The 21,489-nt window shown below is 70.9% G+C and carries 21 protein-coding genes and 1 pseudogene; 7 read left to right on the forward strand and 15 right to left on the reverse strand.

Annotation, left to right across the window (positions count from 1 at the left end; genetic code table 11):
- Positions 1–54: 54 nt before the first annotated feature.
- The gene (locus DFJ67_RS43675) at positions 55–1,224 is read left to right on the forward strand and encodes an NAD(P)-dependent alcohol dehydrogenase (protein ID WP_244940427.1); all 1,170 of its coding nucleotides are present in this window, start codon (positions 55–57) and stop codon (positions 1,222–1,224) included.
- Positions 1,221–1,853 carry a DUF2306 domain-containing protein gene (locus DFJ67_RS05895; RefSeq protein WP_116066959.1) on the forward strand — a complete coding sequence of 211 codons (633 nt, stop codon included), beginning with the start codon at positions 1,221–1,223 and terminating at the stop codon, positions 1,851–1,853. The genes DFJ67_RS43675 and DFJ67_RS05895 overlap by 4 nt, the downstream gene beginning before the upstream one ends.
- Here DFJ67_RS05895 and DFJ67_RS05900 read toward each other — a convergent pair.
- The 6 genes from DFJ67_RS05900 to DFJ67_RS05925 all read right to left on the reverse strand — a co-directional run bounded on the left by DFJ67_RS05900 (position 1,826) and on the right by DFJ67_RS05925 (position 8,074).
- A complete protein-coding gene (locus DFJ67_RS05900) occupies positions 1,826–3,085 on the reverse strand; it encodes a hypothetical protein (protein ID WP_116066960.1) in 1,260 nt (419 codons plus the stop codon). The two genes, DFJ67_RS05895 and DFJ67_RS05900, sit on opposite strands and share 28 nt — an antisense overlap.
- 53 nt (positions 3,086–3,138) lie before the next feature.
- A complete protein-coding gene (locus DFJ67_RS05905) occupies positions 3,139–4,089 on the reverse strand; it encodes a hypothetical protein (protein ID WP_147315430.1) in 951 nt (316 codons plus the stop codon).
- Positions 4,090–4,152: 63 nt separating this feature from the next.
- The gene (locus DFJ67_RS05910) at positions 4,153–5,196 is read right to left on the reverse strand and encodes an ABC transporter ATP-binding protein (RefSeq protein WP_170215750.1); all 1,044 of its coding nucleotides are present in this window, start codon (positions 5,194–5,196) and stop codon (positions 4,153–4,155) included.
- Complete coding sequence (locus DFJ67_RS05915) at positions 5,193–6,011, reverse strand: ABC transporter permease (protein ID WP_116066962.1); 819 nt, start codon at positions 6,009–6,011, stop codon at positions 5,193–5,195. Before DFJ67_RS05915 ends, DFJ67_RS05910 begins: the two co-directional genes overlap by 4 nt.
- Complete coding sequence (locus DFJ67_RS05920; RefSeq protein ID WP_239097171.1) at positions 5,999–6,937, reverse strand: ABC transporter permease; 939 nt, start codon at positions 6,935–6,937, stop codon at positions 5,999–6,001. The genes DFJ67_RS05915 and DFJ67_RS05920 overlap by 13 nt, the downstream gene beginning before the upstream one ends.
- 6 nt (positions 6,938–6,943) lie before the next feature.
- Positions 6,944–8,074, reverse strand: coding sequence for an ABC transporter substrate-binding protein (locus DFJ67_RS05925; RefSeq protein ID WP_239097172.1), 1,131 nt, complete (start codon positions 8,072–8,074; stop codon positions 6,944–6,946).
- A 275-nt stretch (positions 8,075–8,349) separates the two neighbouring features.
- Here DFJ67_RS05925 and DFJ67_RS05930 point away from each other — a divergent pair, with 275 nt between their 5' ends.
- Both DFJ67_RS05930 and DFJ67_RS05935 read left to right on the forward strand, forming a co-directional pair.
- Complete coding sequence (locus tag DFJ67_RS05930; protein ID WP_116066964.1) at positions 8,350–9,207, forward strand: alpha/beta fold hydrolase; 858 nt, start codon at positions 8,350–8,352, stop codon at positions 9,205–9,207.
- 13 nt (positions 9,208–9,220) lie between these two features.
- On the forward strand, positions 9,221–9,664 hold the full coding sequence (locus DFJ67_RS05935; protein ID WP_116066965.1) for an SRPBCC family protein: 444 nt from the start codon (positions 9,221–9,223) through the stop codon (positions 9,662–9,664).
- Here DFJ67_RS05935 and DFJ67_RS05940 read toward each other — a convergent pair.
- The gene (locus DFJ67_RS05940; protein ID WP_116066966.1) at positions 9,654–10,178 is read right to left on the reverse strand and encodes a GNAT family N-acetyltransferase; all 525 of its coding nucleotides are present in this window, start codon (positions 10,176–10,178) and stop codon (positions 9,654–9,656) included. The genes DFJ67_RS05935 and DFJ67_RS05940 overlap by 11 nt on opposite strands.
- A gap of 262 nt (positions 10,179–10,440) precedes the next feature.
- On the opposite strand from DFJ67_RS05940, the gene DFJ67_RS05945 reads away from it, so the two are divergent.
- Positions 10,441–11,634 carry a winged helix DNA-binding domain-containing protein gene (locus DFJ67_RS05945; RefSeq protein WP_116075707.1) on the forward strand — a complete coding sequence of 398 codons (1,194 nt, stop codon included), beginning with the start codon at positions 10,441–10,443 and terminating at the stop codon, positions 11,632–11,634.
- Here the strand turns inward: DFJ67_RS05945 and DFJ67_RS05950 are convergent.
- The 4 genes from DFJ67_RS05950 to purN form a co-directional block, all read right to left on the reverse strand.
- Positions 11,529–12,788, reverse strand: coding sequence for a hypothetical protein (locus DFJ67_RS05950; protein WP_116066967.1), 1,260 nt, complete (start codon positions 12,786–12,788; stop codon positions 11,529–11,531). The genes DFJ67_RS05945 and DFJ67_RS05950 overlap by 106 nt on opposite strands.
- Positions 12,785–13,294: a SigE family RNA polymerase sigma factor gene (locus DFJ67_RS05955; protein WP_116066968.1), complete on the reverse strand. Its 510-nt coding sequence runs from the start codon at positions 13,292–13,294 to the stop codon at positions 12,785–12,787. Before DFJ67_RS05955 ends, DFJ67_RS05950 begins: the two co-directional genes overlap by 4 nt.
- 89 nt (positions 13,295–13,383) lie before the next feature.
- Positions 13,384–14,940, reverse strand: a complete 1,557-nt coding sequence (gene purH, locus DFJ67_RS05960) for a bifunctional phosphoribosylaminoimidazolecarboxamide formyltransferase/IMP cyclohydrolase (RefSeq protein WP_239097173.1) — start codon at positions 14,938–14,940, stop codon at positions 13,384–13,386.
- The gene (gene purN / locus DFJ67_RS05965; RefSeq protein WP_116066969.1) at positions 14,937–15,548 is read right to left on the reverse strand and encodes a phosphoribosylglycinamide formyltransferase; all 612 of its coding nucleotides are present in this window, start codon (positions 15,546–15,548) and stop codon (positions 14,937–14,939) included. The genes purH and purN overlap by 4 nt, the downstream gene beginning before the upstream one ends.
- A 107-nt stretch (positions 15,549–15,655) precedes the next feature.
- Here purN and DFJ67_RS05970 point away from each other — a divergent pair, with 107 nt between their 5' ends.
- Entirely contained in the window at positions 15,656–15,976 is a 321-nt protein-coding gene (locus DFJ67_RS05970; protein ID WP_116066970.1) for a hypothetical protein, read from the forward strand.
- A 196-nt stretch (positions 15,977–16,172) separates the two neighbouring features.
- Here the strand turns inward: DFJ67_RS05970 and DFJ67_RS05975 are convergent, their stop codons facing one another.
- Positions 16,173–17,600 carry a cell division protein PerM gene (locus tag DFJ67_RS05975; protein WP_239097174.1) on the reverse strand — a complete coding sequence of 476 codons (1,428 nt, stop codon included), beginning with the start codon at positions 17,598–17,600 and terminating at the stop codon, positions 16,173–16,175.
- 573 nt (positions 17,601–18,173) lie between these two features.
- Here DFJ67_RS05975 and DFJ67_RS44530 point away from each other — a divergent pair.
- Positions 18,174–18,488 (forward strand): annotated as a pseudogene (locus DFJ67_RS44530) (hypothetical protein); the annotation flags it as partial.
- 50 nt (positions 18,489–18,538) lie between these two features.
- Here DFJ67_RS44530 and sucD read toward each other — a convergent pair.
- From sucD to icmB, 3 genes are all read right to left on the reverse strand, one after another.
- Entirely contained in the window at positions 18,539–19,426 is an 888-nt protein-coding gene (sucD, locus tag DFJ67_RS05985; protein WP_116066971.1) for a succinate--CoA ligase subunit alpha, read from the reverse strand.
- A 2-nt stretch (positions 19,427–19,428) separates the two neighbouring features.
- A complete protein-coding gene (gene sucC / locus DFJ67_RS05990; RefSeq protein WP_116066972.1) occupies positions 19,429–20,607 on the reverse strand; it encodes an ADP-forming succinate--CoA ligase subunit beta in 1,179 nt (392 codons plus the stop codon).
- A gap of 318 nt (positions 20,608–20,925) precedes the next feature.
- Positions 20,926–21,330 carry a coenzyme B12-dependent isobutyryl CoA mutase small subunit gene (gene icmB / locus DFJ67_RS05995; RefSeq protein WP_116066973.1) on the reverse strand — a complete coding sequence of 135 codons (405 nt, stop codon included), beginning with the start codon at positions 21,328–21,330 and terminating at the stop codon, positions 20,926–20,928.
- Between the last annotated feature and the right edge of the window lie 159 nt (positions 21,331–21,489).

Genomic DNA, 21,489 nt, shown 5'->3' on the forward strand with positions numbered 1-21,489 from the left:
ACACCTACCGTGATTTCTCAGCAGGTGTACGCCGTACACCTAGGAGGGACAGCGATGAAGGCAATCGTTCAAGACCAATACGGCCCGCCGGAGATGCTCAGGCTCGCCGACGTCGAGAAGCCCACACCCGGTCCCGGCGAGGTGCTCGTGCGCGTCGAGGCCGCGGCGCTCAACGCGCACGACTGGCACATCATGCGGGGCGACCCACGGCTGGCGCGGCTGTCCATCGGCCGGTCAGCGCCGCGGGCCCGGATCCGCGGCCGCGACTTCGCCGGCCGGGTCGAGGCCGTCGGCACCGACACCGGGCAGGTGCGGCCGGTCGAGGCCGTCGGCACCGACACCGGGCAGGTGCGGCCGGTCGAGGCCGTCGGCACCGACACCGGGCAGGTGCGGCCGGTCGAGGCCGTCGGCACCGACACCGGGCAGGTGCGGCCGGTCGAGGCCGTCGGCACCGACACCGGGCAGGTGCGACCGGGCGAGGCCGTCGGCGGGCGGGTGCAGCCGGGCGACGCCGTCTTCGGCGACCTCGGCAACGCCGACGGTGCGTTCGCCGAATACGTGTGCCTGCCGGAGACCCTGGTCGCGCGCCAGCCCGCGAACCTCACGCCACAGCAGGCGGCCGCCCTGCCGTTGGCCGGGATCACCGCGCTCATGGGCCTGTGCGACGTCGGCCAGGTCGAAGCCGGCCAACGCGTCCTGATCAACGGCGCGTCCGGCGGCGTCGGCACCCTGGCCGTCCAACTCGCCAAGGCGCTCGGCGCGACCGTGACCGGCGTGTGCAGCACCCGCAACGTGGACCTGGTCCGCAAACTCGGCGCCGACCAGGTCGTCGACTACACCCGCGCCGACTTCACCCACGCCACCGGCCGCCACGAGCTGGTGCTCGACCTGGTCGGCAACCGATCGCTGAGCGCGCTCCGGCGAGCGACGACCCCGACCGGCACGCTCGTGCTCTCCGGTGGTGGCGTCTACGCCGGCGGCAGCCTCCTCGGGCCGGTCTGGCTGATCGCGCGCGGGCAACTGCTGTCACCGTTCGTCCGGCAGCGCATCCTCCCGCTGCCCACCGCGCCCAGCCGGCAGCACCTCGAGACGCTCCGCGAGCACGTCGAGGCCGGCCGCCTCACGCCGGTCATCGACCGGACCTATCCGCTGCACGAGGTGCCCGAGGCCATGCGCTACCTGGAGAGCGACCACGCGCGGGCGAAGGTGGTGATCACGATATGACCCGGGACTGGAGGCTGCCTGCGGCGCTGGTGCTGCTCACCCTCGTGCCGGTCGTCGCCGGCTCGCTGCGGCTCATCGAGGTCGCCGGCGGCCCGCAGGTGCTGTCGACCAACCCGCGGGTCGACGCCTCCCCCGCACCCGTCGTCGTGCACGTGCTGGCCGCGGCCCTCTACGCCTTCGTCGGCGCGTTCCAGTTCGCGGCCAGGCTGCGCCGCCGCCGGCCGCAGTGGCACCGCCGGGCCGGCCGGGTCCTGGTCGCGGCCGGTCTGATCGTGGCCGGTTCAGCGCTCTGGATGACGCTGTTCTACCCCGGCGCACCGGGCGGCGACCTGCTGTGGGGCATCCGGCTCGTGGTCGGATCGGCGATGGCCGGCGCCATCGTGCTGGGGTTCGCCGCGATCCGCCGCCGCGACATCGCCGCCCATCGAGCCTGGATGATCCGGGCCTACGCACTCGCCGTCGGCGCCGGAACCCAGGTGTTGACCGCCGGCATCGGTGAACCCCTGCTCGGCACCAGCGACCTGAGCACCGCCATCTCCGTCGGGTCCGGCTGGGTCATCAACGCGATCGTCGCCGAATGGGCCATCCGGCGCGCCGGGGCCTACAGGCCGACCGCGCGCCTGGTGTAGCTCAGGCACGTCGACTGAACGGTCTTCCAACTCGCGCCCAACGCGGTCGGCGCGGCGTCGGCACCACTGGCGTCGTGCCGCACCAGCGCGTCGACCAGCGCCATCAGCTTCTTACGCCCGTATTTCTCGTCGATGCACCGGGTCGCGTAGTAGGCGATGCCGTATTTGGCGCTGATCACGTCGTCGGTGGCCTTCTCGCTCGGCCAGGCGGTTGCCAGATCACCCTTGTAGCTGTTCTTGCCCAGGTAGCGGCGGACGTCCTCGCGCCGGCCGTAGTCGCCCAACGCCGCGCCGTTCTCCCCGGCCAGTTCGGCCAGCCCCTCGTTGAGCCACCAGGCCGAACCGTCGTAGTCGCTGAGCGCCGCGTTGGCACCCGAGGCCACGTGGGTCATCTCGTGCCGGAGCAGCATGCCGGTCTCGCCGATCGGGGAAGCCTTCAGCCGCAGCACCAGGTCGGTGCCCTCGATCCGGCGGGGCACCGCGAAACCGATGTAGGAGTCGTCGAAGCTGGTGTTGTCATACCAGGCCTTCCACTCCTTCTGGCCTGCCAGATAGACGACGTAGCGGTAGGGCTTGGTCTCGCCGAGCGAGAACTTGTCGGCCACGGTGGCGGCCGCGTCGGCCAGCCGCAGCGCGGTAGGCAGATCCTTGGCGTAGGGCTTGGTGGTCGCGACCACGACCCGCTTGCCGAAGCGCACGACCAGATCGCTGACCTCCCACGGCCGCGGCCCGTCGGTCGTCTGGTCGAGGTCGGCGATCCGGAACCCGGCCGGCGTCCGCACGAACGCGGTCGAGCTGATCGGGCCGACAGACTTACAACCAGGAGCGCCGAGGCAGTACGCCATGCCGATCTCGGTGCTCCAGCGGTCGGGCTCGCCACCCGGCGAGGGCCCGACGGCGATGGTCTGCCGCACGTCGGAAACCCGCAGCGCGCGCAGTGCGGTGAACCGCTGCTTGAGCACCTTCTCGACCGCGGGATAGCCGGCCGCCGGCGCCAGGTAGGCGGCCAGGTCGCCCTTGACCAACGCCGCGCTCTGCGCCTCGAGAATCCCCTCGATCGCTGCCTGCGCCTCGGCGGCCGGCGCGTTCTTGTCGGGACTGGCCGAGACCGAGCCGGCCGGCGATGGTGCCGGGCCGGCCGCCGAGCTCGGGCTGGTGCAGGCGGCCGCGCCCCCGACGGCGAGCGCGGCCACGACCGCGCAGACGAACCGACGACCCCGTGTGTTGATCACGATCGTCGAACATACGGCCTGCCGCGCTCCGCGTGATCATCCGTTCGGCCTGCTCAGAAACAGTAGGTGCGGACCCGGATCACCTTCACCGGCAACGCCGGAAGCGCGGCCGCGAACGCCTCGGCGTCGGCCTCGCTCGCGAAGTAGACCGCCGTGTAGTAGTTGCCCAACCCGGTCAGCCCGAGCGCGCTGTCGGCGCCTTCGTCGCAGACCGTCGGCACGACAGCGGCGTGGTAGCCCAACTCGGCCGCGGCCGCGACGGTCTCACCGGGAAGTTGTGGCCGGTCGGTCACCTTGAGCACGCCGACGGCCGCGACCCACGCCTGTTCGCCATCGGCGATCACCGACTGCGTCGCCGGCAGGCCAGCACGGGGTGCGCAGTCGAGGTCGTAGAAACACAGCCGGCCCGCGATGGCCCGCGCGTCCTGGTCGATCTGCGCGACCTCGGGGTAGCCCGTGATCTCGACGATCGCCCCGCCGACCCGAACCACGTCGTAGCGCACCCGGGCGCCGGTGTGCTCGCCGGCACCGTCGGCCGGCTTGGCGAGCGTGATGGTCGCCGCTTCGTCGCCCCAGGCCGGGCTCGCGGGCGGATCGAGCACCGTGGCGCCCCCGAACCCGCTGCAGGTCGCCAGCTTCGTTCGAAGCTTGCCCAGCACCGACCTGGCCGTGTTCTCGTCGGCGTAGACGTAGAGGCTCTGGGTGACGCCGACCTCGCCGGGACCGACCGACAGCCGGCCGGACCGGTGCATCATCGGCTCGCCGAAACACTCGGGCGAGACCTGGAAGTCGTCGCTCACGTCGGTCATCTCCCGCTCGTGCAGCAGGAAGCCATCCGGGATCTTGGTGGCTGCCACGCGCGAGCCGCTCGGCGTCACTTTGGCCGGAGCCGGCGCGGCGGGCGGGCCGCCCACGGCGACGCAGCCGCCGGCGAGCATCGCGAGCACCGCGACCCCGGCGAGCGTGACGGGTGCGGCAAGGCGCGGGGATCTCGTTCCAGCCATGCCTGATAGACGTCTATGTCCCGCCGTGCGTTGCGCGACGGGACATAGACGTTTCCGCGAGAGCTAGGCGGCCGAGACGACCACCGGAACGGGGCGCAGGATGACCCGCACGGCGGTGCCCGGCGGCAGTTCCGGGAGCCGGGCGCTGGCCATCTGGGCGACCACGATCGCGTCGTCGGGCAGGGCCACGGTGACCCGGGCCGTCGGCCCGAGGAAGCTCACCGCCACGACCCGGCCCGTTCCCGTCGGGTCGGCCGTCACGTCGACCGACTCGGGGCGGACCAACGCGGTGGCCGGGCCATTGTGGACGCTCGCGGCGTCGACCAACGGCAGCTTGGTGTCGAGCACCTCGACCACGTCGTCGGTGACGCGACCGGCGAGCCGGTTGCTCAGGCCGACGAACTCGGCGACGAACGGCGTTGCCGGGCTGCGGTAGATGTCTTCCGGCGAACCGATCTGCTCGAGCCGGCCGGAGCGCATCACGCCGACGCGGTCGGCGATGGCCAGCGCCTCTTCCTGGTCGTGCGTCACGAACAGGGTGGTGGTGCCGACCTCGAGCTGGATCCGGCGGATCTCCTCGCGGAGCTGGACCCGGACCTTCGCGTCGAGAGCCGAGAGCGGCTCGTCGAGCAGCAGCACCTGGGGCTGGAACGCGAGCGCCCGCGCCAACGCCACGCGCTGCTGCTGGCCACCGGACATCTGCTGCGGGTAGCGGTCGGCGTGCGTGCCGATGCCGACCAGCTCGAGCATCTCGCGGGCCCGCTTGCGCCGGTCGACCGCGTTCTGGCGACGCAGGCGCAGCCCGAACTCGACGTTCTCCGCCGCGGTCAGGTGCGGGAAAAGGCTGTAGGCCTGGAACACCATGCCCATGTCGCGGCGGTTGGCCGGCACGTTCGCGACGTCCTTGCCACCGACGACGATCCGGCCCGAGTCGGCGTCTTCCAGCCCGGCCAGGATGCGCAGTGCCGTGGTCTTGCCGCAGCCGGAGGGCCCGAGCAGGGCCACCAGCTCGCCCGGCGCCATGTCGAGGTCGAGCCCGTCGAGCGCGGCCACGTTTCCGAATTGGCGACGCAGGCCGTCGAGGCGGACCCCCACGCTGACAGTCACGATGTCTTCCTTTCCCGATAGCGCCTGCGACCGGCGAAGGAGAGCAGGAACAGCAATACGAACGCGAGCACCAGCGCGGCGAGCGAGACCGCGACGGACATCGTTGCGCTGCTCTTGCCGAGCTGGTTGACGGCGACCTGGATGTTGTCGCGGTTGAGCAGGGACGCGATGGTGAACTCGCCGAGCACCAGGGCGACGGTCAGGAACGCGGCGGAGAGCACGGCGGAGCGGATGTTCGGCAGCACCACCCGCCACATCACCGTCGCCCAGCTCGAGCCCAGGCTGCGGGCCGCCTCCGACAACGTCCGCACGTCGATCGCCGACAGCCCGGCGTCGATGGCGCGATAGGCGAAGGGCAGGGCGAGAATGGTGTACGCGAAGAAGAGCGTCACCGACGAGCCACCGATGAAGTAGACGACCCACGCGTATACCGGTGCCAGGCCGACCACGAGCACGATGGCCGGGATCGTCAACGGCAGCAGGCTGATGAACTCGACCAAGCGCCGCAGGCGGGGCAGCCGCAGGCGCACCCAGACGACGGTCGGCACGAGCAGCACCAGGGTGAGCGTCACCGACAGCAGCACGAGCCAGAACGAGGCCTTCATGCCCGTCCAGAGGATCGGATAGGTCTCCGCCAGCGTGCCCCAGTCGAAGAAGACCCGCCAGGTCTCCCACGTGAAGCTGTCGCCGGCGCCCCGGGTGGTGAACTCGAACATCGCGTAGAGGGGCAGCAGGACCAGCACCGCGAACAGGGTGACGACGATCCAGCGCAGGGTGCGTTGCCGGCGGGCCCGGCGCTGCCTCAGTCCAGCCATCGTGTCGTCCTTCGCTGTAGCAGGCCGTAGAGCCACATGACCAGCGCCACGACGACGACCATGCCCAGCGCCATCGCCTTGCCCAGGTTCTCGCGGCCGAGGAGCACCTCGCTGGTCAGCGCGGAGCGGATCTGCAGCGGCACGATCGGGCTGCCCTGGCTGACCAGTGCGGCCGCGGTCGCGTACGCCGAGAAAGCGTTGGCGAACAGCAGCAGGGTGGAGCCGAGGAACGCCGGTGCCAGCAACGGGCCCGCGACGTGTCGCCAGTAATACCAGGTCGACCCGCCGAGGCTCTCGGTCGCGTCGCGCCACTGTGGACGGATGCCGTCGAGCGCGGGCAGGAACACGATGACCATCAAGGGAATCTGGAAGTAGGTGTAGACGAGCACCAGACCGGGCAGGTCGAAGAGCCAGACCCCGCCGGCGAAGATGTCGATGCCGAGGTGGTCGTGCAGGAACACCGTGACGAAGCCGCTGAGCCCGATCGTGGCGATGAACGCGAACGCCAGCGTGACACCGCCGAACTGGGCCAGCACGCCACACGCGGACGTGACGATCCGGCGGACGAGACTGTCCGGCCCTGCGGTCACGACGGCGTAGCCGACCAGCGCGCCGATCGCCGCGCCGAGGACCGCCGTCACCGCCGACAGCGTGATGCTGCGAACGAACGCGTCGACGATGTAGCCGTCGGCCAGTGCCGAGATGTTGTCGAGCGTGGGCCGGCCGTCGTCACCGGCGAACGCGCCGATGATGACGACGAGCGTCGGTATGAACAGGAAGATGGCGACGAAGACGAAGAACGGCAGGACACCCAGCAGGTCGCGGCGCAGCCACCGGCGGCGCCAGGACGGGCGCCGACCACCCCGTACACCGGTGGTGGTCGGCGCCTTGACCTGGTCCAGCGTCCCCGTTGTGGGGGCGGTCATCGGCGGTTAACCGATGGCCTTCGCCCAGTTGGCGGCGAGATAGTCGTTGGCGGACTTGGTCTGCGCGTCGGTCAGGAAGACCGGCGTGCCGCTGACCGCGGGCAGCGCCTGGAACAGCGCGTTATCGAGCGTGCCGGCCGTCTTCATCGCGTCGGCGCGAACCGGGCGGGCACCGCCCTTGAGCCACAGGTTCTGGCCCTCGTCGCTGTAGAGGAACTCCTGCCACAACCGGGCGGCCGCGGGGTGCGGCGCGTCGGCGTTGATGGCCTGGACGTAGTAGGAGCCGAGGACCGCGTTCGCGGGTACGACGGTCTTCCAGTCGACCTTGCCCTTGAGCTTGGCGCCCTGCGCGACGTTGAGATAGTCCCAGTCGAAGACGACCGGGGTCTGGCCCGACTCGATCGTCGCCGGGGTCGGGTCGACGGGCAGGAAGTTGCCCGACTTCTTGAGCTGGCCGAAGAAGTCGACGCCCTTGGAGATGTCGTCGGCCGAGCCGCCGTTGCCCAGCGAGGCCGCGACGACGCCGTTGAACGCCGCGCCGGCCTGGGTCGGGTCACCGTTGAGGGCGACCTTGCCCTTGTATTCCGGCTTGAGCAGGTCGGCGATGCTGGTCGGAGCGGGCACCTTCGACGAGTCGTACCCGATCGACATGTAGCCGCCGTAGTCGTTGACCCACGTGCCGCTGGCGTCCTTCAGCGCGGCCGGGATGTCGTTCCAGGTCGTGACCTGGTAAGGCGCGAACGTGGCCGTGTTGGCCAGCGCCACCGAGGCGCCGAGGTCGAACACGTCCGGCGCGCCACCCTGGCCCTTGAGCTGCTTGGCGGCGTTGATCTCGTCCTGGCTGGAAGCGTCGGGCTGCGCGGAGTTGACGGTGATGCCGTACTTCGCGGTGAAAGCCTTGGTGATCTCGCCGTAGTTGGCCCAGTCCGGCGGCAACGCGATGACGTTGAGCGCGCCTTCCTTCTTGGCGGCCTCGACCAGCTTGTCGATCCCACCGAGGGCGGCGGCGTTGGTGGCCTTGGCCGCGTCACTCGCGGCGGCCTCGTTGTTGCTCGACGGCGGGGAGCAGGCGGAAAGGCCCACCATCGCAGCGGTAACCGCGACCAGGGCGGTCCCGCGGGCAATCGAGAATCGCACGGATCCTCCCTTCTCGCGCCGACCCTTGGACCGGCCGGCGTCATAGGTCCTATGCCGGCCTTGGCCGGTCGGTGATCATCATGGGGTCGGCCGGACAGCCCGCCGGGCAACGCCGGAAGGCGACTCCGTGGCGATTGGTCGACGCGACGATGACCAGGCAGCAGGCCGCGCGGCACGATGGGCGCCAACGTCCGGATCATGCCTCGGCATCACTTCTGAGCGTCGCGGCCGGGCGTAGCGTCGAGTAACGAGACCCCAACCGCAGAGGCAAGGTCATGACGCAGCTGACATCACCTACGCGCACGGTCGAAGCCGACAACGGCACCACGTTCGCCTACCGGCGCTTCGGGAAGCAGTCCGACGTACCCCTGCTGCTCCTGCAATGTTTCCGGGGCAACATCGACCTCTGGGACCCGATCATGGTCGACACGATCGCCGCCGAACGCGAGGTGATCACCGTCGACGCGAGCGGCGTCGGCCGTTCGACGGGCAGCACGCCACACAACGTGCCTGACTACGCCCGCGACATCATCTCGTTCGTCGACGCGCTCGGCCTGCACAACATCGACCTGCTCGGCTTCTCGATGGGCGGCTTCGTCGCGCAGGAACTGACGCTGATGCGCCCCTACCTGATCCGCCAACTCGTGCTGGCCGGCACCGGCCCCGAGGGTGGCCGCGGCTTCCACAAATGGGCCGACGAGCTGCAAAGCCACGCCTTCAAGGAAGAGCAGGACGCCGAAGACCTGCTCTACCTGTTCTTCACGCCGTCGGAGGCCAGCCGGGCCAAGGGCATGGACTACCTCGGCCGCATCTTCAGCCGGGAGAGCGACCAGGACGCGGTGACGTCGCTGGAGACCCGCGACGCTCAGATCGACGCGATCGCCGACTGGGGCATCCCGGACCCCAGCAAGTTTTCGCGCCTGGCCGGCCTGCGCCAGCCAACGCTGGTCGTCAACGGCGACCGCGACATCATGGTGCCGACCCCGAACACCTTCCTACTGGCCGGCCATCTCCCCAACGCCGAGTTGGTCCTCTACCCCGACGCGGCACACGGCGCGCTGTTCCAATACCCGGAAGACTTCGGCAACCGGGTCAACGAGTTCCTCGAGGCCGCGGAAGACCCGGCCTGGTAGGGAGTTTGCGAACATGGACATCGACCGCCAGGCACCGGCCATCGTCGAGGTCTCCCGAATCATCCGGGCGCCGTTGATGACGCTCTGGCTTTTGCACGTCGACATCGACGCCTGGCCACGCTGGAACCGACACATTTCCAGCGCGGCCCTGCGCGGCCCGATCGGCGTCGACGCGACGTTCGACTGGGAAACCGAGGGCTTGAAAATCACGTCGACCATCACGGAGTACGACCCGATGCGGCGGATCGCCTGGACCGGCACGGCCAGCGGCATCGAGGCTCGACACGTCTGGACCTTCGCGCCGCGCACGGAGCAGGCGGCACAGGTGCAGACCGTCGAGTCGTGGGCCGGCGACCCGGTGCGCGCCGACCCCGCGGCGATGCGGGCGGCCCTGGACGGCAGCTTGCAGGGTTGGCTGACCGCCCTGGAAAGCGAAAGCGAACGCGTCACCCACTAGCCAGGGTGATCCAGTAGCGGCGCACCGGGCCGTGGTCGGTGTCGCGGACGCCCTCCAGCACGCCGCCGTTGCGTTCGATCGTGCGGGCCGAGGCGAGGTTGTCCCGCAGGCAGGGAATGAGGATGCGGTCCAGGCCCAGCACGGCGCGGGCCTCCACGAGCATCTCCCCCAACGCCCAACTGGCCAGACCACGGCGGCGCGCCGAAGGACGTACCCCATAGCCGATCTGGCCCAGGTCGTCGTCGAACTTGTGCCGCAGCGCGATCCCGCCGAGCACCTGGCCGTTTTCGACGATCCACCGCGGCGAGGCGTGCCGCTCGTCGGGACACGGTTCGCCGGCCGCGTGGGTCAGGTAGAGGCGCTGGCGCACCCAGGTGGCGAAGCCGTCCGGCGAGCGCACATCGTCGTCGGCGCCCAGGCCGAAGCCGTCTTCGTGTAGCCCCGGACCCCAGTCGTCGCAGCACTCCACGAAGGCGGCGTGCAGGCGGGTGGTTGGCACGATGAGTTCAGGCATGCGCGCCACGCTAGGCGCGGACCGGCCCCGTGACGACCCGCTCCAAACCCGATCAGCGGGCCAACACAACCAAAAGAGCCCAATCCTTCAGGGGAGTACGCCGCCCGCGCCAGCAACGGCTTGACGGCTAGCTCACAGTCCCCAAAGGAGGTTCGGCGAGAAGTCGGCGCAGGCTCGGTCACGGCTCGGGTTGTGATCTGCGCCACAATCCGTGCTGGACCCGCTGGCCCAGGTGCGGCGGGGGTTTGGCAGGCTGCTGGACATGGCAGCCGAAAGGATCTCCGAGCGGGTGCTCAACCGGGCTTTGCTGGAGCGGCAGTTTCTGCTCGCCCGCACCGGGCGCGGCCCGCTCGAGGTGATCAGACGGCTGGTGGCCGTGCAGGCGCAGGAGCCCAACTGGGCCTTTGTCGGGCTGTGGACCAGGATCGACGGGTTCCGGCAGGCCGCGCTTACCGCGTTGCTCGAAGACGGGCAGGTGGTTCGGTCCGGTCTGCTGCGCAGCACCCAGCATCTCGCCGCCAGCGCCGACTTCCGGCGGTTGCGGCCCTTGCTCCAGCCGGTGCTCGACCGCACCGCGAGCACGCCGCACTTCGCCCGCAACCGGGCCGGGCTGGGCACCGAGGAGTTGCTCGCCAGCGGGCGTGAGGTGCTCGCCGGCGGCACGGTGACACGCAAGGAACTCGCGCGGCGGCTGGCCGAACGGCACCCTGGGCGCGATGGCAAGCTGCTGGCCGGTGAGGTCGAGTTGCGCGTCCCGCTGGTGCACGGGCCGGCCACCGGCGGGTGGGGCGCGTGGGGCAACCGTTCCGCGGTCTCCGTCACGCCCGCCGAGCCCCAGGGGCGGCCGATGACCGTCGAAGAGCTCATCCGGCGCTATCTGGCCGGCTTCGGGCCGGCGGGCGTACGCGACGTGCAGGCCTGGTGCGGGTTGACCCGGCTGTCCGAAGTGGTCGATCGGATGCGCGGCGAGCTGCGCGGCTATCTCGACGCCGAAGGGAAAGAACTGTTCGATCTCGCCGATGCCGAGTTGCCCGATGCCGACTGCCCCGCACCCGTGCGGCTGCTGCCGGCCTTCGACAACGCCCTGCTCGGCCATGCCGACCGGACCCGGATCATCAGCGACCAGGACCGAAGCGCGGTGATGCCCGGTCAGGCCCGCGTGCGACCGACGTTCCTGGTCGACGGCCGGGTGCACGGGACCTGGGCGCTGCGCGACGGGACGGTGGAGGTCAACCCGTTCCGGCCACTCGGCGCCGACGACCAGGCGAGCCTGGAAGCGGAAGCCGATCGGCTGCTGTCGTTCACCGGCGACAGCGGGGGCACCGGACCGGTGCCCCCGCACGTCCCAGGTCAGCCGATCGGCGACCGGGGCCAGGTTGTGGGGTCGTCCGGGTCGCCGGCCGGCACCAGCCCGGCCACGACCGCCGATGCCTCGGTCTCGCCGCCCGGTTGGTAAGCGACCCAGGCACCCATTCCCGGACCTAGCTTCCGCACCGGGGTCTGGTCGGTCGACGTCAGCCGGCCGCTCTCCTCCGTCGCGGTGACGCCCGTCGGCACCGGCGGCTGCACCGTGGGGTCGACGAGCGGACTCGGTGAGTTCGGCGAGCCAGGCGAACCCGATGACGTCGGATCGGTCGTGGCCGGCGCCGTCGGGATCGGGTCGGGCGAATCGGTTGCCGGCTCCGCCGTCTCCGCGGGGTCGCCGGTCAGGGTGCGGTAGTCGACCTCGACCAGCCGGGTCCCGTTGGAGAACAGCAGCGAGCCGTTGCGGATCCCATGTCCCGGCCCGACCGCCATCACGCTGCCGGAGCAGTTGAGCAGCTGCCCGCCGCTCGGCACGACCGATAGCCGGAACGGCGCCGAGCAGGCCGTCGTCGTGTCGAGCCGGACGGCACTGGCGAAGGCCTTCAGCTCGTCGACCCCGACCACTGTCGCCTGGGTGGAGGTGCCGTCGACCGACCCCACGAAGCCCGACGCGACCAGGCTGACCTCGACGGTCACGTCCTCGGCCGGATGCCAGCTGAGCCACTGGTTCGGACCCCAGTCGAACTGCTCCTGCTCCAGGTTGGCCGGATGACCGTCGATCTCGACCGTCGAACTCTTGTTGGGCACGGACGCGTTGTCGGACTGGCCCCGGTCGGCGCCCCGCCACATCGACACCCGGCCGCTGACCTGCACGTCGCCCGACATCATCTGGACGTCGATCTGCTCGACCCCGTCGTGGCTGGTCCAGCCCACCGCCTGCACCGGCAGCGGCGCCCACGGCACCGCGAACCGCAATACCGTGGGATCCTCGCCGACCAGGTCAGGGCGGGCCGCGGCGCCCAGCTCACCGTAAACCGCCGGCAAGACCGGCACCGTGTCCCAGCTTGTCGGCCCGTTGCCAGAGCCGTCACCGGTCACCACCGCCGGGCCGCCGCCGCCCGTGTTGACCAGCAATGATGCCGCGACCACGCCGGCCACCCCGGCACTGACCACCGCGTAGGCGGCGTGCCGGCGGCGCTTGCGGGCCCGGCCGGCGGCGAGCGCGCCGGCGAGCAGGGCGTCGGCGTCGACGGGCCGGTCCGCACGCTCGTGCATCAGCCCGGAGAGCTTGTCCTCGATCATCATGGCTTGCTCCTCATCGGGAGAGCGGAGGGAAAACCGGCGGGACCGACCTTCGCGCGCAGCGCGGCGATCCCGCGCATCACGTGTGTCCGGACCGTGACGGCCGAACAGCCCAGGATCTCCGCGATCGCCGCGTCGTCGAGATCCTCGTAGTAGCGCAGCACGAGGGCCGCCCGCTGCCGCGCCGGAAGCGCGGCCACCAGTTGCCACAACGCGTCGCGGTCGGCACTGTCCACACCGGAGGGAGACGCGGGCAGGGCGTCGACGCCGGCCAGCGATATCTCCCGCCGCCGCACCGCCCGCCGCCACCACGAGTTGCGCGCGTTGACCAGCATCCGACGCACGTAGCGGTCGGGATCGTCGGCGCGGGCGATCCGGGCCCAGCGGGGATAGGCCTTGGCCAGGACCTCCTGCACCAGGTCATCGGCGCGGTGGTCGTCGGCCAGCAGCAACCGCGCCAGGCGGACCAGGGCGGGGCCCCGGGTGAGCACGTACTCCTCGAACGTCACGCCCAACAGACGCCAAGCGCAGCCGCCGCGTTGACATCAACGCCCGGAAACCTTGCCCAACCGCCACGGCTAGGCCGTGGCCTGAACAACTAGTGGAAGAAGTGCCGGGCCCCGGTCAGATACATGGTCACGCCCGCCGCCGAAGCGGCCGCGATCACCTCGTCGTCACGGATCGAGCCACCCGGCTGCACGACCGCCCGCACCCCGGCGTCGGCCAGGATCTGGAAGCCGTCCGGGAACGGGAAGAACGCGTCGGACGCGGCGACCGAGCCCGCGGCCCGGTCGGCACCGGCCCGCGACACCGCCAACCGCGCCGAGTCGACCCGGTTGACCTGGCCCATGCCGACCCCGACCGACGCGCCGTCGTGGGCGAGCAGGATCGCGTTGGACTTCACCGACCGGACGGCCCGCCACGCGAACGCCAGGTCGGCCAGCACGTCGGCCTCGGCCGGGGTGCCCGCGACCAGGCGCCAGGCGGCCGGGTCGTCGCCCGGCGCGTCGATCGCGTCGCGCATCTGCACCAGGACGCCGCCGGTGATCGGCTTCCACTCGGCCGGCAGCGGCGCGAACACCGGCGCCTTCAGCAGGCGGATGCTCTTCTTGCGGCTCAGGATGTCGAGCGCACCATCGGCGAAGGCCGGCGCGACCAGCACCTCGGTGAAGATGTCGGCCACCTGGGTCGCCATCTCCACGCTCACCTCGCGGTTGACCGCGATCACGCCGCCGTAGGCCGACACCGGGTCACAGGCGTGCGCCTTGCGGTGCGCCTCGGCCACGTCGTCGCCGACCGCGATGCCACACGGGTTGGCGTGCTTGATGATCGCCACCGCGGGCGCGTCGAAGTCGTGCGCGGATCGCCAGGCCGCGTCGGCGTCGACGTAGTTGTTGTAGGACATCTCCTTGCCGTGCAACTGCTCGGCCTGGGCGAGCCCGGCCGGCGCCGCCGGGTTGGCGTAGAGCGCGGCCTGCTGGTGCGGGTTCTCGCCGTAGCGCAGCGGCGTCTCGACGTGCAGGGTGAGCCCGGCGAACGTCGGCCAGTCGGCCGGCGCCACGGTGGTCGCGAAGAACTCCGCCACCGCCACGTCGTAGTCGGCGATGTCGGCGAACGCCCGGGCCGCCAGCGCGCGCCGCTCGGCCAGCGTGAAACCGCCAACGGCCAGAGCATTCACGATGCCGGGGTACGCCGCGGGCGAGGTCACCACGGCCACCGAGGCGTGGTTCTTGGCGGCCGCGCGTACCATCGCCGGTCCGCCGATGTCGATCTGTTCGATGCACTCGTCGACCGTCGCGCCCGACGCGACCGTCTCCTGGAACGGGTAGAGATTGGACACCAGCAGCTCGAACGGTGCGATATCCAGATCGGACAGTGCCGCGACGTGGCTCTCCAGCCGCGTGTCGGCGAGCAGCCCGGCGTGCACCCGGGGGTGCAGGGTCTTGACCCGCCCGTCGAGCACCTCGGGGAAGCCGGTCAGGTCTTCCACCCGGGTGACCGGCACACCGGCGGCCGCGATGGCCGCGGCCGTCGAGCCGGTCGACACGATCTCCACGCCGCCGGCGTGCAGGGCGGTCGCGAGCTCCGCCAGCCCGGTCTTGTCGTAAACGCTGACCAGGGCTCGCCGCAGCGGACGCCGCGCTTCGTCGTTCACGGGATGGTGACCTTTCTTCCGGTGATGGTCCAGCCCTCGCGGACCAGGCGGCCGACGTTGTCGACGAGCTGGCGCCGTTCGGCGACCTTGATCCGCTCGGTGAGCGTGTCCTCGGTGTCGTCGTCGAGGACCGGCACGGCGACCTGGGCGACGATCGGTCCGGTGTCGACACCCGCGTCGACGAAGAACAGCGTCGCGCCGGCCAGCTTGACCCCGTAGTCGAGCGCGTCGCGCGGCCCGTGGATGCCGGGGAACGCGGGCAGCAACGCGTTGTGGGTGTTGAGGTAGCGGTCGCCGAACGCGGTGAGGAAATGGGTGCCGACCAGCTTGAGGAAGCCGGCGGAGACGACCAGGTCGGGCTTGTGCTGGGCGACCCGGTGGGTCAGCGCGACATCCCAGGCGTCCCTGGTGGGGTGGTCTTTCACCCGTTCGACGAAGGTCGGCAGCCCGGCGGCGGCCGCACGCTCCAGCCCGGCGATGTCGTCGCGGTCGGCGCCGACGGCCACCACCGCCGCGCCGTAGCCGGGATCGGCGCAGGCATCGAGCAGGGCAGCCAGGTTGCTGCCGGAACCGGAGATCAGGACCACGATGCGAGCGGGCGCGGGCACGTAGGTAGACACTACCGGCCGGCCGGTCCACCCCCTGCCACCGGCCTTGACGCAGTGATGATCTTCCAGGAATATCTGCTGGCCAACTACCCTGGAAGGACTCCTTCGTGAGCAACCCCTACCCGCCGGAGGGCTACGGGCCGCCCGGTTATGGCCCGCCCGCCCAGCCGCAGAACACGCTCGGGCTCGTGTCGATGATCCTCGGCATCATCTCGATCCCGCTGTCCTGCTGCCGCGGCATCGGCCTGGTCTTCGGCATCGCCGCCATCGTGCTCGGTTATCTGGGCAAGCAGAAGGTGGCGCAGGGCCTGGCCAACAACGGCAGCCAGGCGCAGGCCGGTTTCATCTGCGGCATCGTCGTTGCCGGCCTCGGCCTCCTGCTGATCATCCTGACGGTCGTCCTCAACGTCGCCCTGCCCGGCAACTGATCCAGCGTTCCGGGTCCTCGCGAGGCAGGCCGAAGGCCTGCCTCGTGGATCACGGTGGTGCTCCGGCGAGGTCCAGGCGGCGTCCGGGCGTGCGCGGAGAGTGGTCGGATACCGGTGTTGTATCTGGCCGGTCTTCGCGTGCGGTCGGACGTCGTCTGGGCCCGGCGGAGTGCCGCCTTGGTCCACGAGGCAGGCCTTAAGGGCCGGCGAGGGCCCGGGTCGCGGCGGCGCCGACCGTGGCGCCGATCGTCACGACGATCGTGCCGGCCAGCGCGACCTGCCAGGCCACGGGTCCCATGTCGACCAGCAGCGGCCCGCCGACCGAGCCGCGGGAGACCTGCGCGGCCAGGCCGAGCAGCAGCCCGGCGACCGGCCCGCCGACCGCGGCGGCACCGACCAGGGCACCCCACGAGCGGTCGCGGCCGTAGCGGTCGCCGGCCCGCAACCGGAGCACCCGGCGGGCCAGCAGCCAGCCGGCGATCATGCCGGCCAGCAGCGGCAGCGCGAGCAGCAACGCGCCCAGGCCGCCGACCGGACCTTGCGGAATCCCGGCGGCCAGCGGCACCGGCAGCAGCGAACCGACGTCGACCTCGGTGGTCCGCACGGTGGTGTCGACACCCACCGCGAAGCCGGGACCGAGCAGGTAGGCGGCGGCCCAGACGGCGGCGTTCGGCGCGTAGGCCAGGCAGATCAGCGTGATGCCCACCTGGCCGGCGACCCCGGTGCGGTAGGCGCCGAGCACGTCGGCGGCGTCACCACCGCTGAGCGCGACCGAAAGCCCGGCCATCGCGGCACCGGCGCCGAGCACCAGGACCGCGCCGACCACGCCGGTGCGGATCCCGTCGCGCAGCACCGGCCGCATCCGGACCGCGGTGACCCGCAGGGCTCCGGTCACCCGCAGCGCACCGACCAGTGCCGCGACCGTGCCGAAGACGGTCAGGTTGAGGAACGCCCGCAGCGCGGAGACCTGCATCCCGGGCTGGTCGACGAGCAGCGCGGCGGCCGTGCCGACCACGCCGTAGCCGAGTCCGACGGTGAGCGCCACGGTCGCGGCCTGCAACGGTGACCCGCGCTGGGCGATGCCGTAGGCGCGGCTGGTGTGCACCCCGGCGCGGGCCACCCGCCAGGCGGCGAAGACGGCGACGGCGAGGGGCGGAAGACCGAGCGGACCCAGAGACGTGCCCAGGGGTACGCCGTGCGCGAGCAGCCAGCCGGCCAGCCCGGCGCGGGTGGCCCCGCCGAGTTCGCTGACCCCCGCGGTGAGCTGGGCCAGGGTGAGCGCGACGGCGACCGGCAGGAACGAGACGGTCGCGGCGAACAGGGCGGCGACCGAGCCGGCGATCAGCAGCGGCGCCCGGCCGGCGTCGCGCGGCGCCGGTCGCTGGCGGGGCAGCCGGACCGTCTCGCGGTTGCCCACGTCGATCCGCTCGGTGATCCGGTTGTCCGGCTCCGGCTGGAGATCAGGTTCGGGCTCCGGTGCGCGGCGCAACGGCGGGTCGTCGTGGCGCGGCAGGTCGAAACCGATCGCCGATTGGTCCGTGCCCATGCCGGGGATCGGGCCCGCCGGCGGGTCCCGCTGGTCGTCGGCGGCCGGGGACTGGCCGTCGGGGGTCGGACTGCGCATCGCCGCCTACTTTTTCACGCCTGCCCCACCGGCCCGGCGCGACACCACGGACATCGATCATCGCGTCAAGCGGCGAAAGCGGACAACCTTCGTAAAGTAGGGGATAACATACGGCGAACCATGTAATCGGTCCGAACGACCGGGAGGCGTCGTATGACCGCCGAGTATCCGCCCCGCGGGCAGGAGCCGGACGAGCCGCAGCACGGCTCGACACCGCCCGGCGCCGCCGGCTCCGGGCCGCCCGGGCCGCCGTCGGATCCCACCTACGGGCCGAGCGGACCGACCGGGCCGTCATACCCACCCGGCGGCCCGGTGACGCCGGGCACCCAGCCGGACCCACCGGGTGCCTACCCCTCGCCGCCCGGCAGTCCCGCGGGCTACCCGGGCGAGCCGGCCAACTACCCCGGCCAGGAGGCCGGCTACCCGTCCTACCCGCCACCGGGTCAGGAGCCGCCGCCGGGCGGTGGCTATCCGCCTCCCGCGGGCTACCCGCCGGGTCAGGAGCCGCCCTACGGCCCACCCGGCGGCTATCCACCGGGCCAGCAGCCGCCACCCGGCTACGGGCCGCCGGGATACCCGCCACCGGGCGGCGGCGGAGGCGGTCCGGGAGGTCCACGGGGGCCGGGTGGGTTCGGTGGGCGTTACGGCCGCTCCGGCTGGGGCGCGCAGGACCACACCACGTTCTGGGGCGCGCTCGGCATCGTGATCGGCCTGATCTGCTGCGGCGTCCTGGGCATCATCTTCGGCATCCTGTCGCTGCGCGATGCCCGCCGGTTCGGCAAGTCGCAGCTGCTCGGCTGGCTGGCGATCGGGCTCAGCGTGGTCAACATCGTGGCCAGCCTGGTGCTCAACTTCACCCGGCAGTACCCGGGCGTCTACTACCACTGACAGCAGTACGGGGGACGGCAGTGCGCCGTCCCCCGTACTCCATCGTGGTCTTAGCCGTTCTGGATGACGTCGCGCATCAGTCGCGCGGTCTCGCTCGGCGTCTTGCCGACCCGCACCCCGGCCGCCTCCAGCGCCACCTTCTTGGCGTCGGCGGTGCCGGACGAGCCCGAGATGATCGCGCCCGCGTGGCCCATGGTCTTGCCGGGCGGGGCGGTGAAGCCGGCGATGTAGGCGACCACCGGCTTGGTCACGTTCTCCTTGATGAACGCGGCCGCCCGCTCCTCGGCGTCGCCACCGATCTCACCGATCATGACGATCGCGTCGGTGTCGGGGTCGTCCTGGAAGGCGGCCAGCGCGTCGATGTGCGTCGTGCCGATCACCGGGTCGCCGCCGATGCCCACGCTGGTCGAGAAGCCGATGTCGCGCAGCTCGTACATGAGCTGGTAGGTCAGCGTGCCGCTCTTGCTGACCAGGCCGATCCGGCCGGCGGGGGTGATGTCGGCGGGGATGATGCCCGCGTTGGACGCGCCGGGCGAGGCGATGCCGGGGCAGTTGGGCCCGATGATCCGGGTCTTCTGGCCCTTCTCGACGTTGTAGGCCCAGAACGCGGCGGTGTCGTGCACCGGCACGCCCTCGGTGATCACCACGGCCAGCGGGATCTCGGCGTCGATCGCCTCGACCACGGCGGCCTTGGTGAACTGCGGCGGCACGAAGATGACCGACACGTCGGCGCCGGTCTCCTTGATCGCGTCGGCGACCGACGCGAAGACCGGCAGCGAGGTGCCGTCGAAGTCGACGGTCGTGCCCGCCTTACGCGGGTTGACGCCGCCGACGACGTGGGTGCCCGCGGCCAGCATGCGCCGGGTGTGCTTGGAACCCTCGGAGCCGGTCATCCCTTGCACGATGACCTTCGAGTCCTTGGTCAGCCAGATTGCCATCTTCAGACCCCCGCAGCCGCGAGTTCGGCGGCGCGCTCGGCCGCACCATCCATTGTGTCTACCCGCTCGACGAGCGGGTTGGCCGCGCCGCCGAGGATCGCGCGACCGGCCTCGGCGTTGTTGCCGTCCAGGCGGACGACCAGCGGCTTGGTGACCGCCTCGCCGCGCTGCTCGAGCAGCGCCAGCGCCTGGATGATGCCGTTGGCGACCTCGTCGCAGGCGGTGATCCCGCCGAAGACGTTGACGAAGACGCTCTTCACGCTCGGGTCGGAGAGCACGATCTCCAGGCCGTTGGCCATCACGGCCGCGCTCGCGCCGCCGCCGATGTCGAGGAAGTTGGCCGGCTTGACGCCGCCGTGCCCCTCGCCCGCGTAGGCGACCACGTCGAGGGTCGACATGACCAGCCCAGCACCGTTGCCGATGATGCCGACCTCACCGTCGAGCTTGACGTAGTTGAGGTCCTTGGCCTTGGCGGCCTGCTCGATCGGGTCGACCGCGCTCTGGTCGACCAGCGCCTCGTGGTCGGGGTGCCGGAAACCGGCGTTCTCGTCCAGGGTGATCTTGGCGTCGAGGCAGAGCACCCGGCCGCTGGCCACCTTCGCCAGGGGGTTGACCTCGACCAGCGTGGCGTCTTCGGCGACGAACGCCCGCCACAGCTTGATCGCGATCTCGATGATCTCGTCGGCAACCTCGGCCGGGAACTGCGCCTTGGTGACGATCTCCCGCGCGGTCGCGACGTCGACGCCCTTGTTGGGGTCGATGGCGACCTTGGCGACCTTGTCGGGGGTCTCCACGGCGACCTGCTCGATGTCCATGCCGCCGGCCACGCTCGCGATGCACAGGAACGTGCGGTTGGCGCGGTCGAGCAGGTAGGAAAAGTAGTATTCCTCGACGATGTCGGCGGTCTCGGCCAGCATCACCTTGTGGACCGTGTGGCCCTTGATATCCATCCCGAGGATGTCGGTCGCCCGGGCAACCGTCTCCTCCGGCCCCTCGGCCAGCTTGACGCCGCCGGCCTTGCCGCGGCCGCCGACCTTGACCTGAGCCTTAACGACCACGCGGCCACCGAGCCGTTCGGCGATCGCGCGGGCCTCCTCGGGGGTCTCGGCGACACCGCCGGCGAGCACGGGGAGCCCGTGTCGCTCGAAGAGATCGCGCCCCTGGTACTCGTACAGGTCCACGTTTACGCGTCCCGTCCTCGTCTCCGCGGCGCACCCTTGCGCCGCGCCCATTCTGGTGTTTGACAGGAGCCTATCCACGCCGGCGGCGGCGGCAACCCGGCCGGGTCGCGGGTGTGCGGCACTCCACAGGGGGCCCGGGTCCGGAAATTTCTGAGATGGCGCGTAACCGCCGGATAAGGGCGTCGTTGACTTCAGTGTCGGCACGCAAGCGACAAAGCCGGCGAAGACGGCCGATGCCCTGTCGGTCGAGGGGTGGCGGCGGGGCATCGTGCATAGAGAGGCCGGGCGTGTGAGGGGTGCGTCCGGCCTCTCCCTTAACTAACTGACTGGTTGAGCGACGTTTTCCCGCACCCAGTCGACGATGGTCTGGGTGGCCGCGCCCGGCGTGAAGATCTTTGCCACGCCTATCCGCTTAAGCTCGGGAATGTCGGCTTCGGGAATGATGCCGCCACCGAACACCACGATATCGGCGGCGCCGCGGGATTCGAGTAGTTCGAGAACCCGCTTGAACAGCGTCATATGCGCGCCGGACAGCACCGATAGGCCGACCGCGTCGGCATCTTCCTGGATGGCGGTCTCGACAATCTGCTCCGGTGTCTGGTGCAGACCGGTGTAGACGACCTCCATGCCCGCGTCACGCAACGCGCGCGCGACAATCTTGGCGCCACGGTCGTGCCCGTCCAGGCCGGGCTTGGCGACCACCACCCGCACACGTGAGCTCATCGGTCCTCCACAGGGCTTCATTGCCTGAACGAACGGTAACCCGGTCAAGCCCTTAGGGGCGACACCGGGCTCGGCGTGCCACATAACAATAAGTAATGCTCAATGTGACAGAGAGCTATTAACGAGGCTCCCCACAAAAGGTTACGAAATCAGGCATTC

The sequence above is a fragment of the Asanoa ferruginea genome (genome assembly GCF_003387075.1).
Classification (GTDB): domain Bacteria; phylum Actinomycetota; class Actinomycetes; order Mycobacteriales; family Micromonosporaceae; genus Asanoa; species Asanoa ferruginea.

What these genes read in the sequence shown, in the direction of transcription:
- DFJ67_RS05905 (WP_147315430.1), bottom strand. Translation starts at nt 4,089, where the DNA reads ATGGCTGGAACGAGATCCCCGCGCCTTGCCGCACCCGTCACGCTCGCC.
- DFJ67_RS43675 (WP_244940427.1), top strand. Translation starts at nt 55, where the DNA reads ATGAAGGCAATCGTTCAAGACCAATACGGCCCGCCGGAGATGCTCAGG.
- icmB (WP_116066973.1), bottom strand. Translation starts at nt 21,330, where the DNA reads ATGAGCTCACGTGTGCGGGTGGTGGTCGCCAAGCCCGGCCTGGACGGG.
- sucD (WP_116066971.1), bottom strand. Translation starts at nt 19,426, where the DNA reads ATGGCAATCTGGCTGACCAAGGACTCGAAGGTCATCGTGCAAGGGATG.
- DFJ67_RS05895 (WP_116066959.1), top strand. Translation starts at nt 1,221, where the DNA reads ATGACCCGGGACTGGAGGCTGCCTGCGGCGCTGGTGCTGCTCACCCTC.
- DFJ67_RS05920 (WP_239097171.1), bottom strand. Translation starts at nt 6,937, where the DNA reads ATGACCGCCCCCACAACGGGGACGCTGGACCAGGTCAAGGCGCCGACC.
- DFJ67_RS05935 (WP_116066965.1), top strand. Translation starts at nt 9,221, where the DNA reads ATGGACATCGACCGCCAGGCACCGGCCATCGTCGAGGTCTCCCGAATC.
- DFJ67_RS05940 (WP_116066966.1), bottom strand. Translation starts at nt 10,178, where the DNA reads ATGCCTGAACTCATCGTGCCAACCACCCGCCTGCACGCCGCCTTCGTG.
- DFJ67_RS05915 (WP_116066962.1), bottom strand. Translation starts at nt 6,011, where the DNA reads ATGGCTGGACTGAGGCAGCGCCGGGCCCGCCGGCAACGCACCCTGCGC.
- DFJ67_RS05930 (WP_116066964.1), top strand. Translation starts at nt 8,350, where the DNA reads ATGACGCAGCTGACATCACCTACGCGCACGGTCGAAGCCGACAACGGC.
- DFJ67_RS05945 (WP_116075707.1), top strand. Translation starts at nt 10,441, where the DNA reads ATGGCAGCCGAAAGGATCTCCGAGCGGGTGCTCAACCGGGCTTTGCTG.
- DFJ67_RS05950 (WP_116066967.1), bottom strand. Translation starts at nt 12,788, where the DNA reads ATGATGATCGAGGACAAGCTCTCCGGGCTGATGCACGAGCGTGCGGAC.
- DFJ67_RS05975 (WP_239097174.1), bottom strand. Translation starts at nt 17,600, where the DNA reads ATGCGCAGTCCGACCCCCGACGGCCAGTCCCCGGCCGCCGACGACCAG.